At 56.9% G+C, this 15,538-nt stretch carries 12 protein-coding genes; 9 read left to right on the forward strand and 3 right to left on the reverse strand.

What is annotated here, in order from left to right; all coding sequences use genetic code 11:
• Positions 1 to 2: 2 nt before the first annotated feature.
• The 4 genes from ACF0H7_RS04760 (at position 3) to ACF0H7_RS04775 (ending at position 4,376) form a co-directional block, all read left to right on the forward strand.
• Positions 3 to 875, forward strand: a complete 873-nt coding sequence (locus ACF0H7_RS04760; RefSeq protein ID WP_397451645.1) for an alpha/beta fold hydrolase — start codon at positions 3 to 5, stop codon at positions 873 to 875.
• Between the two features lie 582 nt (positions 876 to 1,457).
• Entirely contained in the window at positions 1,458 to 2,933 is a 1,476-nt protein-coding gene (locus ACF0H7_RS04765; protein ID WP_397451646.1) for an anthranilate synthase component I family protein, read from the forward strand.
• Positions 2,930 to 3,523, forward strand: coding sequence for an anthranilate synthase component II (locus ACF0H7_RS04770; RefSeq protein ID WP_397451647.1), 594 nt, complete (start codon positions 2,930 to 2,932; stop codon positions 3,521 to 3,523). The genes ACF0H7_RS04765 and ACF0H7_RS04770 overlap by 4 nt, the downstream gene beginning before the upstream one ends.
• 85 nt (positions 3,524 to 3,608) lie before the next feature.
• Positions 3,609 to 4,376: an autoinducer binding domain-containing protein gene (locus ACF0H7_RS04775; protein WP_397451648.1), complete on the forward strand. Its 768-nt coding sequence runs from the start codon at positions 3,609 to 3,611 to the stop codon at positions 4,374 to 4,376.
• 200 nt (positions 4,377 to 4,576) lie between these two features.
• Here ACF0H7_RS04775 and ACF0H7_RS04780 read toward each other — a convergent pair whose 3' ends face one another.
• The gene (locus ACF0H7_RS04780) at positions 4,577 to 6,187 is read right to left on the reverse strand and encodes an FMN-binding glutamate synthase family protein (protein WP_397451649.1); all 1,611 of its coding nucleotides are present in this window, start codon (positions 6,185 to 6,187) and stop codon (positions 4,577 to 4,579) included.
• A gap of 97 nt (positions 6,188 to 6,284) precedes the next feature.
• On the reverse strand, positions 6,285 to 7,112 hold the full coding sequence (locus tag ACF0H7_RS04785) for a response regulator transcription factor (RefSeq protein ID WP_397451650.1): 828 nt from the start codon (positions 7,110 to 7,112) through the stop codon (positions 6,285 to 6,287).
• Positions 7,113 to 7,244: 132 nt separating this feature from the next.
• Here ACF0H7_RS04785 and ACF0H7_RS04790 point away from each other — a divergent pair, with 132 nt between their 5' ends.
• The 3 genes from ACF0H7_RS04790 to ddlA all read left to right on the forward strand — a co-directional run bounded on the left by ACF0H7_RS04790 (position 7,245) and on the right by ddlA (position 10,791).
• Positions 7,245 to 8,063: a carbon-nitrogen hydrolase family protein gene (locus ACF0H7_RS04790; protein ID WP_397451651.1), complete on the forward strand. Its 819-nt coding sequence runs from the start codon at positions 7,245 to 7,247 to the stop codon at positions 8,061 to 8,063.
• 138 nt (positions 8,064 to 8,201) lie between these two features.
• A complete protein-coding gene (locus tag ACF0H7_RS04795; protein ID WP_397451652.1) occupies positions 8,202 to 9,527 on the forward strand; it encodes an APC family permease in 1,326 nt (441 codons plus the stop codon).
• A 175-nt stretch (positions 9,528 to 9,702) separates the two neighbouring features.
• Complete coding sequence (ddlA, locus tag ACF0H7_RS04800; RefSeq protein WP_397451653.1) at positions 9,703 to 10,791, forward strand: D-alanine--D-alanine ligase; 1,089 nt, start codon at positions 9,703 to 9,705, stop codon at positions 10,789 to 10,791.
• 106 nt (positions 10,792 to 10,897) lie between these two features.
• On the opposite strand, the gene metR is transcribed toward ddlA, so the two are convergent.
• Positions 10,898 to 11,815 (reverse strand): transcriptional regulator MetR, encoded by a 918-nt coding sequence (metR, locus tag ACF0H7_RS04805; protein ID WP_397451654.1) that lies wholly within the window; start codon positions 11,813 to 11,815, stop codon positions 10,898 to 10,900.
• Between the two features lie 121 nt (positions 11,816 to 11,936).
• Between metR and metE the strand changes: the two genes are divergently transcribed.
• Entirely contained in the window at positions 11,937 to 14,255 is a 2,319-nt protein-coding gene (metE, locus tag ACF0H7_RS04810) for a 5-methyltetrahydropteroyltriglutamate--homocysteine S-methyltransferase (RefSeq protein ID WP_397451655.1), read from the forward strand.
• A 243-nt stretch (positions 14,256 to 14,498) separates the two neighbouring features.
• Positions 14,499 to 15,491, forward strand: coding sequence for an alpha/beta fold hydrolase (locus ACF0H7_RS04815; RefSeq protein WP_397451656.1), 993 nt, complete (start codon positions 14,499 to 14,501; stop codon positions 15,489 to 15,491).
• Positions 15,492 to 15,538 lie beyond the last annotated feature (47 nt).

Here is a 15,538-nt window from a genome sequence, read left to right on the forward strand (position 1 = left end):
CAATGAAGTGGGTAGGTCTGTTGCTATTGCTCGTATTGCGCCAGCGAAATCGGTTTTGTTTCAGGCTTAAAGCCAAGCGCTGGAGGGCTGCCACTGATGAGATCGCGTATTTACAATCGAGCGGCCGCAATACTGGAAGCACCTTGGTGTTCCTGCACGGGTTAGGCGCAGGCAAGGACCAGTGGGGGCCGCAGATTTATTCGTTAGTCGATGCTCACAGGTGCCTTTTCCTGGACCTTCCCGGTGAAGGAGAGTCGTCGTTTGACGGCACGCAAAGTTACAGTCCAGTGTCTCAAGTGGAGCGGCTGAAGGCTTTTCTCGATGCTCTGGCAATCAAGGATGTCGTACTGATTGGCAGTTCCATTGGCGGATGCATCGCCTGTCTGTATGCCGCCACCTATCCGGATCAGGTCTCCCGTTTGATCGCAATGGCACCCGCCGGCCTGCCAGCCTCAAGGCTTAGTCCGGCGATGAGCCAGTTTCTTGCGTCGGGTAAGCATCCTTTTGGCTACCGATGCGTGAGCGAGATGCAGGATCTTTGGAGCATTGCCTTTACTCGGCCTCCCAAGGTGCCAGCATTTTTGGCAACCGCGCTGGCGATCAAGGGAGGGCTGCGCTATGCACGGGTTGGAAAAATACTGGAAGACTTTAAGGGCGGCGGGCTGTATCCGCTTCAAGTGCAGCTATCGGATGTTCAAGCCCGGACCTTGATCATATGGGAGAGTAACGACCGGGTGTTTGATATCTCCTGCCTGGATGAGGTCAGCAGGCTCCTGCCTGAGGCAAATGTCTGCATTATCGAAGAAGCGGGGCATGTTCCGTATCTGGAATGCGCGGATCAAACACTCGACGTCATTCAGCGATTCCTTGCTTGATAGAGTGCGCCGAATGCGAAGAGACGACTTCGCAGCGGGTTGCTACGCTGGCATAGGATTACTATTGAACATGAGTAATTGTAGGTTGACCCTTATTAAACCTATGGTAGTATCCGATTGGGACTGAGGAATCGCTCCTGTAATATCTCCCAAGACAAAGGAAGTCTAAATGTATTACCAAATATTGCTGCTGAAGAATTCCATCGGATCCCCATCCGAGTCCAGCACTGTCTATCTCTCGATCTTCAAAAGCAATATCTGGCGTAGTTAACACAGCAACCGCCGGTGTATTGCTGTCTGTTTCAGTACACCCTCGCGAAAAAATAGTGATTCCTTGAATAGTTGAGTGCTGTTATTCGATTGATCGTGCCTGTTCGTACGAAAATCGAAATACACGAACGGTGCGGAAAGCACTGTCTCTTTTCGAGATGTCTCTTTGCGTGAGTTTGTGCGTCAGTCTGGCCAATGAGTCCTTTGAATAAGTAATTTGCTGATTAAACTGTTTTTACGAGTTTGAGTTATCGGTCTGTGTGTTCGATTCTTATCTTCGTTAATGGTTGGTAATAATAAAGGAGTTGCGTCATGAACGTGAAAGCAGCACAAGTCAGTGTCCAGATCCACACTGAACGTTTGAAATGTGATCCGCTGGCCGTATATGAAGCGGCCTTAAAAGTGTTAGGTTCTGATAAGACCTTTATCCTTGAATCTTTGTCGGGACCCAGCCGTGATCGCAAGGCGACTATCATTGGAATGGAGCCATTGCTGGCCGTAAAAGTCTATGAAGGATATGCGACGCTTGAAGGCGCAGACCTGCTGATCGCGCATTTAAGAAGTGCGCTGTCGGCGCGCGGATTTGTTCTCGATGACCGTAGACGCATCGACATTGCTTCGAATGACACCGTTTGGGACCTGTTACGAGCGCTGCAAGCGCCGTTTGATGTTCCACGGCATCCCAACCCAAGTCTCGCATTTTTTGGTTACCTCTCTTACGACAGCGTCAGGTTCGTGGAAGACATTCCTGATCTAACCGAACGCACCAATAACTACCCGATCATCGCATTGACCGTATTCCAGACGCTGCTGTACTTCCATGCCGGAGGAACCGTGGAGGTGATGGTCAACAATTGTCCTCTATGGAGTACCCGCAGTACCGCCGACTGTGTTGCTCTGATGGCAGATGTCGCGGGCACACAGCCCTTCGAGGCACCGATTCATTACCCGCAGATCACAGTCGCTCGCGATACCGTGAATAAAGAGCAGTTTCTTGGTTGGGTGGATAAAGCTCTGGAGCACATTCGCCAGGGCGACATCTATCAAATTCAGTTGGGCCACGAAGTACAGGTCGATACGCGGGTCAAACCCTTTGACGTCTATCGAGCGCTTCGTAAAAACAACCCTTCTCCTTACATGTATCTGGCAAATCTGGGAGGCGTAGACCTGATTGGCGCCAGCCCTGAGTTGTTTGTACGCATCAAAGACAACCTGATCGAGATGAGGCCCATCGCCGGAACGGTGGGGAAATCACCCGGCGTACCGTCCAGTAAATTGATTTTGAGTATGACGAGGTCTGAAAAGGAACGAGCTGAGCATTTGATGCTGGTTGATTTGTGCAGAAACGATATCGGTCGCATCTGCCAGCCTGGGTCACTTGAGGTCGACGAGTTGATGCTGGTGGAGGAGTACTCCCACCTCTATCACATGGTGTCAAACGTGCGCGGTTTGTTGCGAAAAGGATTTGACGCCTTTGACGTCATCAAAGCGTCCTTCCCTGCGGGAACGATGACGGGCGCTCCGAAAATTCGAGCGATGCAGATTATCGAAAGCATGGAGGTCAATCGTCGTGGGATATATGCAGGGGCGGTCGGCTTGATTGGGTTTGACGGTAGCGTCAATACCGCATTGTGCATTCGTTCGGCGGTTCATAAAGAGGGTACTTATTACTTGCGTGCCTCCGCGGGTGTCGTCTCGGATTCGATCCCGGATAAAGAGTGGACTGAAACATTCTACAAAATGGCCTCCATTTATCGCGCCGTTACCGGAAAGGAGATGTTTCAGTGAAAGTTTTCTTGATTGATGCCTATGACAGTTTTGTATTCGTTATTAGCCAGTACCTTGAACAATTGGGGCTGGAAACTCGCGTAGAACGAAACGATGTTCCAGACTTGATTCGGAGAATTGAAGAGTATGCTCCAGATTTTTGCGTACTGGGACCGGGGCCGGGTCATCCGCGAGATGCCAAGTATATCGAGGTGCTCCAACACTTTAAGGGGCGACTGCCCATGTTGGGTGTGTGCCTTGGACATCAAGCCATTGGCCTCGCATTTGGCGGCTCGGTCATTCGAGCCTCCCATGTAAGGCATGGAAAGATAAGTACGATAAATAATGACGGGCAAGGTGTGTACTCATATACCAAAGGTAAGCCAATCAAGGCGACACGTTACCATTCGCTAATTATTGATAATAGTGATTTCCCTGAGGGTCTCGTATTGACGTCGACCTCAAGTGATGACGGATATATTATGGGTGTCAGACACCGTACATATTCGATAGAGGGTGTTCAGTTTCATCCTGAGAGTATTTTGACGGAGGGCGGGATTGGGATATTCAGAAGTTTTATAGAACAGCACTGTCGCAAGTCAGTGATCTAAGGGGTGGGCAGCGGACTGCTTGAGCTGCAGCCATATTTTCAGTATCAGATAACGGGAATGCTTCTATGGGCGACAGGAGTTTATCGTGGGTGATATACACGGCAATAAAAATGAAGATATATTTTTTAAGAGTAGCGTCGAAGAGGTATTAGATGATTTCTCTGTGCTTACCAAGGAGTCACACAGGCGCGACTGGGAATGTAATTTACGCAAGGTACTACGTCGAATTGGTTACGACAGTTATCTGGTGAGTTTGGGCTCCTCCACTACGAGTGACCCGTTCAATAGAATCATGACCAATTACCCTTCTGAATGGCTCAGGCGATACAAGGAGGAAAATTTTATCAAGGTAGATCCAATATTAAGACATTGTCGTCAACACTTTGTACCGCTTTTTTGGGGGCGGGCGCGTAGGCGTGCTCGGGGCAAATCCACGGAGTTCTGGAAGGCCCGCGAGAGATACGGTCTTTTACAGGGGGTCAGTATCCCCCTCCGCTGTAGTGAGATGGACGGATCACTCAATGTCTCTCGATATATAAACCCTGTTCACGAATTCGACGATGATCCGAATGGTCCGCTAAGCAAGTTATTTATGCTTACTCCTTTTATTTTGGAAGGATTGCAGAAGCACTTGAGCAAACCAGGCGAGCTGCAGTGCAGCTTGACGGTGCGAGAATCCGAAGTGCTGAGATGGTCCGGGGTCGGTAAGACGACCTGGGAAATGAGCCGCATTCTGGGTTGCTCGGAGCGCACCATTAATTTTCATATAGCCAATGCGAGTCGTAAGTTAGGCTCTTTCAGTCGTCGGCAAGCAGTAAGTACCGCGTTAGCGCAGGGATTGATTTCACTGTAGCAAGAGAAAATAGCCGCCTCACGAACATTAGGATAGGCGGCTTCTTTGAATCGACGGGCGCGTGGTTGAGTTCCTTCACTAGGCAATCATTTTTCGGTTGCATTTTCTTGTTCGCATCGCATCTCCCCTCCATCAGGGATTACTGCCTCTGATGGCAGCGACGTTACTTATTTGTACCAATCAACCAGTTCGCACAGAACCTAAATCACATTCGGCTCAAAACTATCCGCCCGTGCCATCTGCCACATGTTCGAGTAGAAACTGCCATCCGCCGGCCCGGTCAGCAGTTGGCCGGGCTTGAGGAACACGTGGGATTGCGAGAACAGTTTGATCTCGGTCGCCGACATCCGGCGTACCAGGTGCTTGGCTTCGAGTTGCGACGGGTGCTCCAGGCCGGCAGCGGCGAGCATTTCGGCCAGTGCGTGGAGGGTGCTGCGGTGGAAGTTGAACACCCGCTGCGCTTTGTCCGGCACCACCAGCGCGCGTTGGCGCAGTGGGTCTTGGGTGGCGACGCCGGTCGGGCATTTATTGGTGTGGCAGCTTTGTGACTGGATGCAGCCGATGGCGAACATGAAGCCGCGCGCGGCGTTAGCCCAGTCGGCGCCGATGGCCAGCACGCTGGCGATGTCGAACGCGCTGACGATCTTGCCGCTGGCGCCGATCTTGATTTTGTCCCGCAGGTTCAGGCCAACCAGGGTGTTGTGGACGAACAACAGGCCTTCGCGCATGGGGACGCCGATGTGGTCGGTGAACTCTACGGGCGCGGCGCCGGTGCCGCCTTCCTTGCCGTCGACCACGATGAAGTCAGGCAGGATGCCGGTTTCCAGCATGGCTTTGGCAATGCCCATGAACTCCCACGGGTGGCCCAGGCAGAACTTGAAGCCCACCGGTTTGCCGCCTGACAGTTCACGCAATTGCTGGACGAAATGCATCATTTCGCACGGGGTGGAAAACGCGCTGTGCCGCGACGGCGAAATGCAGTCTTCGCCCATCATGATGCCGCGGGTTTCAGCGATTTCCTTGGTCACCTTGCCCTTGGGCAGGATCCCGCCGTGGCCGGGTTTGGCGCCCTGGCTCATCTTGATTTCGATCATCCGCACTTGCGGGGTGGTGGCTTGTGCGGCGAATTTTTGCGGATCGAAGCGGCCGTCCGAGGTGCGGCAGCCGAAATAGCCGCTGCCCAGCTCCCAGGTCAGGTCGCCGCCGTTTTCCCGGTGGTAGGGGCTGATGCTGCCTTCGCCGGTGTCGTGGGCGAAATTACCGAGCTTCGCCCCTTGGTTCAGCGCGCGAATCGCGTTGGCGCTCAGCGAGCCGAAGCTCATCGCCGAAATGTTGAACACCGAGGCCGAGTAAGGCTGGGTGCACTGCGGGCCGCCGACTTCCACCCGGAAGGATTTTGGATCGCTCAGCGGCGCAGGGCGCATCGAGTGGCCGATGAATTCAAAGCCGGTCTGGTAGACGTCGATCAAGGTGCCGAACGGTTTGTCGGCCGATTCGTTCTTCGCGCGGGAATACACCAGCGAGCGCTGGGCGCGGGAAAAGGGCAGGGCATCGCTGTCGGATTCCAGCAGGTACTGGCGGATCTCCGGGCGGATCTTCTCCACCAGGTAACGGATATTGCCGAGGATCGGGTAATTACGACGCACCGCATGCGGTTGTTGTATCAGGTCGCCGATGCCGATCAGGCTGAGGACGCCAGTCACCAGGGTGAAGGGCCACAGCCATTCGTGTTGCCAGAAGGGAATGCTGACAAGCGTGAACAACACGCAAAGGACAAAAAAGGCGTAACGACTGAGTAAAGACAAGCTCATAAGGGGATCCTGGGCAATGACGGTTAGTGAAAAACGCTGACGCTGTATCGCGCCTATCAGTCTGTGGTCTCACATGACGTGAAACCTTTCCCTTGGATTAGGCACTCTGTGCCTGAAGAAAAATCGAAAACAGCTCGGACTGCGACTTGATGCCGAGCTTGCTGTACATGTGCTTCTTGTGGACCCGCACGGTTTCCACCGAGATCTCCAGTTTGCGGGCGATTTCCTTGCCGGAGCAGCCGCTGAGCATCAAACGGCCGACATCCAGCTCGCGGGCGGTCAGTTGTGCGCCCCGGCTCTGCTGCACCGACGCTTCCAGTTGGCTGCGCCAGTCATTGCCGGGTTGCAGGGGCAGCGCCTGTATTTCGGTCGAGGCCTCGGTCAGCGCTTCGGTTTCCAGCAACTCGAAGGGTAGACGTTGTCGCAACAATGCGACGACCCACGGCTGAATCATCGACAACAGGGCGATCTGTTCGGCGCCAAAGCGTTGGGTGGAACCCAGTGACAGGCACAGAGTGCGGTCGGCATCGAGCTGGCAATTGAACTGGATTTCGTCGGCGACGACATTTAGACGGAAGTAGCGTTGATAGTATTCGGTCAGCTCGAAATGCTCGGGCGCGACCTCCGCCAGGCGAAATAATCCGGTCTGCGAATGCTCGCGACTGGCGATATAGAAGGGGTCGAGCAGGTACAGACCCTTGAGGTAGTCCTGGAACAGTTGGTCGGGCGCACCGTCTTCGGCCGGACACTCCGCAAAGACCAACGGTCGTTGTCGAGAGCTGAATTGCAGCGCCACCCAACTATCGAAGCTGACGTACTGATTGAGCAGGCGCACCAATTGCGCCCAGAAATTCGGCTTGTCCAACGCTTCGATCAATTGCGCGACCGAGCGATGCCAGGCGATGTCCTGTAGTGCGATTGTCATGCCTCTACCCCTATTGGGTTACCACAGCTGCGTAATTTCCCGCACCCCTTGCTGATGCGCATACTGCCCGCAGAGCCGATGACCAGCCAGCATTTATTGTGCCGGGTCGGCCCACGTTAACAAGGAGAACCCATGAAGGTCGAACTCGCGCAACTGGCAGGTCAGGATAACGGCACCGCCTACAACCTGCAGCGTGCCCTGGCAGCGATTGCCGCTTGCGCCGCTGATACCCAGTTGATCGTATTCCCGGAAACTCATCTGATGGGCTTTCCCTCGGCTGAAACCGTGGCCCAGGTCGCCGAGCCGCTGGATGGCCCGACCGTGCAGGCCGTGCAACAGGCCGCTCGCGAACACAATATCGCGGTGGCGATTGGCGTTGCCGAAAACGATAACGGCAAATTCTACAACACCACGCTGTTGATCACCCCTGAAGGCATCGCCCTGAAATACCGCAAGACCCACCTGTGGGCGTCGGATCGCGGCGTGTTCACCCCGGGCGACCGGTTTGCCACCTGCGAATGGAACGGTGTCCGCGTCGGCCTGCTGATCTGCTACGACATCGAATTCCCGGAAACCGCCCGTGCCGTGGCGCAGTTGGGCGCTGACCTGATCATCGTCACCAACGGCAACATGGACCCATACGGCCCGACGCACCGCACCGCGATCATGGCCCGCGCCCAGGAAAACCAGGCGTTTGCGGTGATGGTCAATCGCGTCGGGTCTGGTGACGGCGACCTTTTGTTCGCGGGTGGCAGTGCGTTGGTCGATCCGTTTGGCACCTTGCTCCACGAATCCGGCCGCGAAGAGGGCCAAGTGACCGTCGAGCTGGACTTCAGCCAACTGGCCAAAGCGCGCCGCGATTACCGCTATTTGAATGACCAACGCCTGCGTTTGCCAGGTGAAGTCATCGAACACGCTGACGGTCGGCGTGAGTTGTTGATTCCCCGATAAGCACCCCAAACGGCGAGCACGGATGCCCCGGTGTTCGCCGCAAAAAACGCTCTACATAAACGCTCTATATAAGAAAAACATAGTTGTTCTGCCGAACTTTTCTCTGCCATAAAACCAATAATCCGGAGTAATTCGCCCATGGCTCGTTTGCAACGCACCCTTTCACTAGGGTCGGTGGTGCTGTTTGGCATCGCTTACATGACACCAATCATCGTGCTCGGTACTTTCGGGATCCTCGCGCAGTCCACCAACGGCATGGTGCCGGCTGCGTACCTGGCGGCACTGGTGGCGATGTTCTTCACCGCACTGAGCTACGGTCGCATGGCCGCTGCGTTCCCGGTCGCGGGTTCTGCTTATAGCTACGTGCGCAAGGCGATCAGCCCGAAACTCGGCTTCCTCGCCGGTTGGGCCGTACTGCTGGATTACCTGTTCCTGCCCATGGCCATTTGGCTGATTGGCGCGGCGTACCTGGGTTCGGCGTTTCCGTCGGTGCCACAGCCGGTCTGGGTGCTGGCGTTCATCGTGATCACCAGCTTCATCAACATCATCGGGTTGAAGCTGGCCAACACCGTCAACGCCTTGCTGATGGTGATTCAGGCGCTGGTGCTGATCGCGTTCGTCGCGCTGAGCATCCACTACATCGGCGGTGATGCGACCAAGCCGCTGTGGACCCTGGCGCCGTTCTTCACCGGCGATATGCAGATGCCGCTGATCATGAGCGGTGCAGCGATTGCCTGCTATTCGTTCCTTGGCTTCGACGCGGTCAGCACCTTGACCGAAGAAACCAAGGACCCGGTGCGCACCATTCCACGGGCGATCATGTTGATTACCCTGATCGGCGGTTTGATCTTCGTCGGCGTGTCGTACTTCGTGCAGTTGGCGCACCCATCGTTCGTGTTCGAGAACGCGGATTCGGCCGCTTACGAAATCGCCAAGAACATCGGCGGCGACCTGTTCGTCTCGATCTTCCTGATCGGCTTGATCGTCGGCCAATTTGCGTCGGGCCTGGCAGCTCAGGCCAGCGGTTCGCGTCTGCTCTATGCGATGGGCCGTGACGGCGTGCTGTCCAACTCGTTCTTCGGTTCAGTCAGCGAGCGTTTCGGTACTCCGGTCAACAGCATCGTGTTGTGTGGCGTCGTTGCTCTGTTGGCGCTGAAGCTCGACGTCACCACCTCGACCTCGTTCATCAACTTCGGTGCATTCCTGGCGTTTAGCCTGGTCAACCTGTCGGTGATCTTCCACTACTGGATCGGCGGCAAAAACCGTGGCCTGCGTGAGCTGGTGCTGTTCCTGGTGTTCCCGCTGATCGGCCTGGCGGCTGACCTGTGGCTGATGATCAGCCTCGACAAACTGGCGATCATCCTCGGCTTGAGCTGGTTGGCGGTGGGCGTGGTTTATCTGGCTTGGCTGACTAGCGGCTTCCGTCGTCAACCACCGGAAATGGATTTCCAGGAAGCGACCTAATGTCGTAGAACCTTGTAGGAGCGGGCTTGCCCGCGATGGCGTCTCACCTGACACACCGCGTCAGGCAAATCGCAGGCGAGCCAGCTCCCACAAAGACCGTGTTATGCCCTTTACCACTGGACGAACGCTGAAAATTGCTTTTATCTTCGCGGCTTGAACACAAGGAATCGCCGCTTTGAAAAAAACAGTCGCCATCGTCTTTGGTGGGCACTCCAGCGAACACGAAGTCTCGCTGCAATCAGCCCGGAATGTGGTCAATGCGATCGATCGCGCCAGCTACGACGTGATCCTGATCGGCGTTGACAAATCAGGCCGCTGGCTGCATTTCGATGAGCAGGACTACCTGCTGAACCCCACCGATCCGGCGAAGATCAAACTCAGTGCGTCGGGCAAACTGGTGTCGTTGCTGCCAGGCAGCGTGGGTGCGCAGTTCGTCGCGGTCGAGAGTGGCGTGACGCTGCCGCACATCGACGTGGTATTCCCCCTGATCCACGGCACCTACGGCGAAGACGGCTCGATCCAGGGTCTGCTGCGGATGATGAACATCCCGTTCGTCGGCCCGGACGTGCTGGGCTCTGCGGCGTGCATGGACAAGGACGTGACCAAGCGTCTGTTGCGCGACGCCGGGATTGCCGTGGCGCCTTTCGTGGTTCTGACGCGCAATCAATCGATTGAATTCAGCACGGTAGTCAGCCAGTTGGGTCTGCCGCTGTTCGTCAAACCGGCGAGCCAGGGTTCGTCGGTCGGCGTCAGTAAAGTCACCAACGAGGCCGGGTTCAGCAAGGCCTTGGCGCTAGCGTTCGAGTACGACCACAAAGTGCTGATTGAACAAGGCATGGTCGGCCGTGAAGTCGAGTGCGCGGTGCTGGGCAATCGTGATCCGCAAGCCAGTGTCGTGGGTGAAGTGATCGCCAACGACGAGTTCTATGCCTACGACACCAAGTACCTGAACGACGGTCAGGCCCGCGTTGCGATCCCGGCGGACTTGCCTTCAGGTGTCAGTGACCAGGTGCGTGCCGTGGCGTTGCGTGCTTACAGCGTGCTGGAGTGCGCGGGCATGGCGCGGGTCGATTTTTTCGTCACCGCAGCGAACGCGATCATCATCAACGAGGTCAACACCATTCCTGGTTTCACCTCGATCAGCATGTACCCGAAGCTGTGGCAAGCGAGCGGGTTGACCTATCCACAGTTGATCGATCGCTTGATCGTGTTGGCGCTGGAGCGCGGGGCCGAGGCGCAACTGCTCAAGACCGAGGCGTTCTGAAGGGCCAAAATCTGTAGGAGCCAACTTGTTGGCGAGCGGCTTGACGCGGTTTGCCTGACACACCGCCTTGCGAATAAGTTCGCTCCTACAAATACCGCGCTCCGTCCTATCGAACCGCACTCACCCCATCCAGCGTCGAAAACGACGTGTCCTTCGCCGTTAGCAGAAAATCCTTCATGTACGGCGTGTCCAGCATGTCTGCGCGGACCGCCGCATACAGCGTCGCGAACAGCCCTTTTTCACCCAGGCGCTTGGCCTTCACATAACCCCGTGAGCTGTATTCATGCAGCGCCCAATGCGGCATGCCACACACGCCACGGCCGCTGGCCACCAGCTGCATCATCATCACCGTCAGTTCCGACGTGCGCACCTGCGCGGGTTCGATGTCAGCCGGTTCGAGGAAGCGGGTGAAGATGTCCAGGCGGTCGCGTTCCACGGGGTAGGTGATCAAGGTTTCCTTGAGTAGATCATCCGGCACGATGTACGGCTTGCTCGCCAGCGGATGCTGATTGGCCACCGCCAGCATTGCTTCGTAGGTGAATAGCGGCACGTAAGTGATGCCGACCAACTCCAGCGGGTCGGAGGTCACCACCAGGTCAAGATCGCCACGGGCCAACGCCGGCAGCGGGGCAAAGGCGAAGCCTGAGGCCAGGTCCAGTTCGACTTCCGGCCAGGCGTCGCGGAATTGGTCGATGGTCGGCATCAACCACTGGAAGCAACTGTGGCATTCGATGGCCATGTGCAGTCGCCCTGCGGTGCCGCCCGCCAGGCGTGCGATATCCCGTTCAGCGCCGCGCAATTGCGGCAACACCGCATCTGCCAATTGCAGTAGACGCAGGCCGGCGCTGGTGAACCGCACCGGTTTGGTCTTGCGCACGAACAGCGTCATGCCCATGCGTTCTTCCAGTTCCTTGAACTGGTGGGAGAGCGCTGACTGAGTCAGGTGCAGGCGCTCGGCGGCTTCCACAAGGCTGTCGGCCTCGCGCAAGGCGTGCAGGGTTTTCAGGTGACGAATTTCCAGCACGGCGCGCTCCATGAATTAATTTTGTGATCAACACGAAAACAATGAGTTTGTCTCATGTTGCCTTGGCTGTCGACAATAGCGCCATGTTTTATCGCCACCTTCAGATTAAAGGAACATTGTCATGGCCCTGGCCCACAACCTTGGATTTCCGCGCATTGGCGCAGATCGTGAACTGAAAAAAGCCCTGGAAGCGTATTGGAAGGGCGATCTCGACCAGGCCGGTCTGAAGGCCGTTGGTCGCGAGCTGCGCGCCAACCATTGGCAGTTGCAGAAAGACGCCGGCATCGAACTGCTGCCGGTCGGCGACTTTGCCTGGTACGACCAGGTGCTGACTCACTCGTTGACCTTCGGTGTGATTCCCGAGCGCTTCGCCAGCGCCACCGATGACAAGGGCCTGCCGACCCTCGATACCCTGTTCGCCATGGCCCGTGGCGCCACAGCCAACTGCTGCGGTGGCACCCACGGTCACGCCAAGACTCAATATGCTCAAGAGCTGACCAAGTGGTTCGACACCAACTATCACTACCTGGTCCCGGAGTTCACCGAAGACCAACGCTTCCAACTGAGCTGGGAGCAGTTGTTCGAAGAAGTCGACGAAGCCAAGGCCCTTGGCCATGTGGTCAAGCCGGTGCTGATCGGCCCGCTGACCTACCTATGGCTGGGTAAAGCCAAGGGCAACAGCTTCGACAAGCTCGACCTGCTGGACCGCCTGCTGCCGATCTACGGCGAAATCCTCGGCCGCCTCGCCGCGCAGGGCGTGGAATGGGTGCAGATCGACGAACCGATCCTGACCCTGGACCTGCCGCAAGACTGGAAAAACGCCTTCGAACGCGCTTACCACAGCCTGCAATATTCGCCGTTGAAAAAAATGATCGCGACTTACTTCGGTGGCCTGGAGGACAACCTCGGGCTGGCGGTGTCGCTGCCGGTGGACGGTTTGCACGTCGATCTGGTGCGTGCGCCGGAACAACTGGCATGGGTGCTGGATCGCTTGCCGACCTACAAAGTGTTGTCGTTGGGTGTGGTCAATGGCCGTAACGTCTGGCGCTGCGATCTGGATCAGGCATTGGCTCAGCTCAAAGAAGCGCACACCCGCTTTGGCAATAATCTGTGGGTCGCCGGTTCGTCCTCGTTGTTACACAGCCCGGTGAACCTGGAGCGTGAAGATCAACTGGATACCGAGCTGAAAAGCTGGCTGGCTTTCGCGGTGCAGAAGTGCGAAGAAATCGCCGTGCTCAGCGCAGCGTTGAATAACCCTCAGGCGCCGTCGGTAGAAGCTGCGTTGGCCGCAAGCCGTGCGGTGCAGACCAGCCGTCAGCAGTCTTCGCGGATTCACAAGCCACGGGTCCAGGCGCGTCTGGCGGCAATCACTGACGCTGACAGCCAACGTCAATCGCCGTTCTCCAAGCGCATCGCGTTGCAACAGGCGAGACTGCAACTGCCGGCATTTCCGACGACCACCATCGGCTCGTTCCCACAGACGGCCTCGATTCGTCTGGCGCGTCAGTCGTACAAGCTGGGCACGTTGTCGACCAACGATTACACCGACGCCATGCACAGCGAAATCCGTCATGCGGTGGAGATTCAGGAGCGACTGGGTCTGGATGTATTGGTGCATGGCGAGGCCGAGCGCAATGACATGGTCGAATACTTCGCCGAGCAGCTCGATGGCTACCTGTTCACCCGCTTCGGCTGGGTGCAGAGCTATGGCTCGCGTTGTGTGAAACCGGCGGTGATCTTCGGCGACTTGAGCCGTCCGCAAGCGATGACCGTGGCGTGGATTCAGTACGCGCAAAGCCTGACCGACAAGGTCATGAAAGGCATGCTGACCGGCCCGGTGACCATGCTGATGTGGTCGTTCCCGCGCGAGGACATATCGCGCAAGGTCCAGGCGCAACAACTGGCGCTGGCGATTCGTGATGAAGTGGTGGACCTGGAAAAAGCCGGGATCAAGATTGTGCAGATCGATGAAGCCGCGTTCCGTGAGGGCTTGCCGTTACGTCGCGCGCAGTGGCAGGAATACCTCGACTGGGCGGTGCAAGCGTTCCGTTTGTGCGCCTCGGGCGTGGGCGACGAAACGCAGATCCACACCCACATGTGCTACAGCGAATTCAACGACGTGATCGGTGCCATCGCTGCGATGGACGCCGACGTGATCACCATCGAAACCTCGCGCTCGGACATGGAATTGCTGGAGGCTTTCAAAGTGTTCGACTACCCGAACGACATCGGCCCAGGGGTCTACGACATCCACTCGCCACGGGTGCCTGACACGACCGAGATGGTCAAGTTGATGGCCAAAGCGGTGAAACGTATCCCGGCCGAGCGCTTGTGGGTCAACCCGGACTGCGGCCTGAAAACCCGTGGCTGGGCCGAGACCGAAGCGGCGTTGGTCAACATGGTGGCGGCGGCGCGCCAATTGCGCCGACAGCTGGCGTAAACCGCCAATCTGTGTAGGAGCTGCCGCAGGCTGCGATAAGGCCAGAATGGCCTTTATGCCTTAACAAATGCTGCCGCTTCGCGACAGATCGCAGCCTGTGGCAGCTCCTACAGGGGGGTTGAGTTCGGATTCACGACGACCGCTCAGCCCTGTTCATCAAAATGTCACGCAACTGTGGCAGCGCGCTTTGAAAAACATCATCAAACTCCGCACCTACTGGGGATTTGCGACTTGGTGTTTTTCATGCGGTTGTTCATTTTTCTGGCTGCCTTGCTGTGCAGCCTGCCGTCTTTTGCGGCTTCTCGATGTGACGTCAACGTTCCCACGCAAGTGGCAGACCTCAGCGAGGTTCACCTGGCTTATCAGAGCATCGGGCGCGATTCCGATCCGGCGCTGATTCTGGTCATGGGCCTGGGTGGGCAGTTGATTCACTGGCCCGATGAAGTCGTGGTTGCCCTGTGTCAGCAAGGTTTTCGGGTGATCCGGTATGACAACCGCGACGTGGGCCTGTCGACCTGGGTACAGGCCCCGGCCAGCCCGAATCTCACCTATGAAGTGCTGCGCTACAAACTGGGGTTGCCGGTCTCGTCGCCTTACTCCCTGACCGACATGGCCAATGACGCCATCGAGCTGATGGACGCACTGCACGTAAGGCAATTCCACGTGTTGGGCGCCAGCATGGGCGGGATGATTGCGCAGCATATGGCCGCCATGGTGCCGGACCGTGTGGAAAGCCTGACGCTGATCATGACCAGTTCCGGCGCTGCCGGTCTGCCGATGCCCAATCCGGCCTTGTTGCAATTGCTGGCCCGTCGCAGCGCGCCGAATCGCGAGACGGCGATTGAACAACAGGCCGATTTGCTGGCGGCACTGGGCAGTCCGCAGGTGGTGGATGATCGCAACAAGTTGCTGCAGCAAGCTGCGATTTCCTACGATCGTGCGTTCAATCCTGACGGCGTGAAGCGGCAGATTCTGGCAATCCTCGCCGAACCGAGTCGGGTGGCCTTGCTCGACCACTTGCGGGTGCCGACGTTGGTGGTGCACGGCACGGCCGATCCGCTGTTGCCGGTGATGCACGGCATTCATGTCGCGGCGCATATCCAGGGCAGTGAGCTGCGCTTGATTCCAGGCCTGGCCCATCGTTTTCAGGAGGCGTTCAAGGCGCCGTTGTTGGCCGCGGTATTGCCGTATTTGAAGGCCCATCAGCACGATGTCGCGCATGTGGCACAGCTTTAGTCGCAGTGAAAGGGCAGGGGTGAAGGAGTAAAGTTCTGGTTTTCCCA

The sequence above is a fragment of the Pseudomonas sp. NA-150 genome, from assembly GCF_044336365.1.
Lineage (GTDB): Bacteria > Pseudomonadota > Gammaproteobacteria > Pseudomonadales > Pseudomonadaceae > Aquipseudomonas.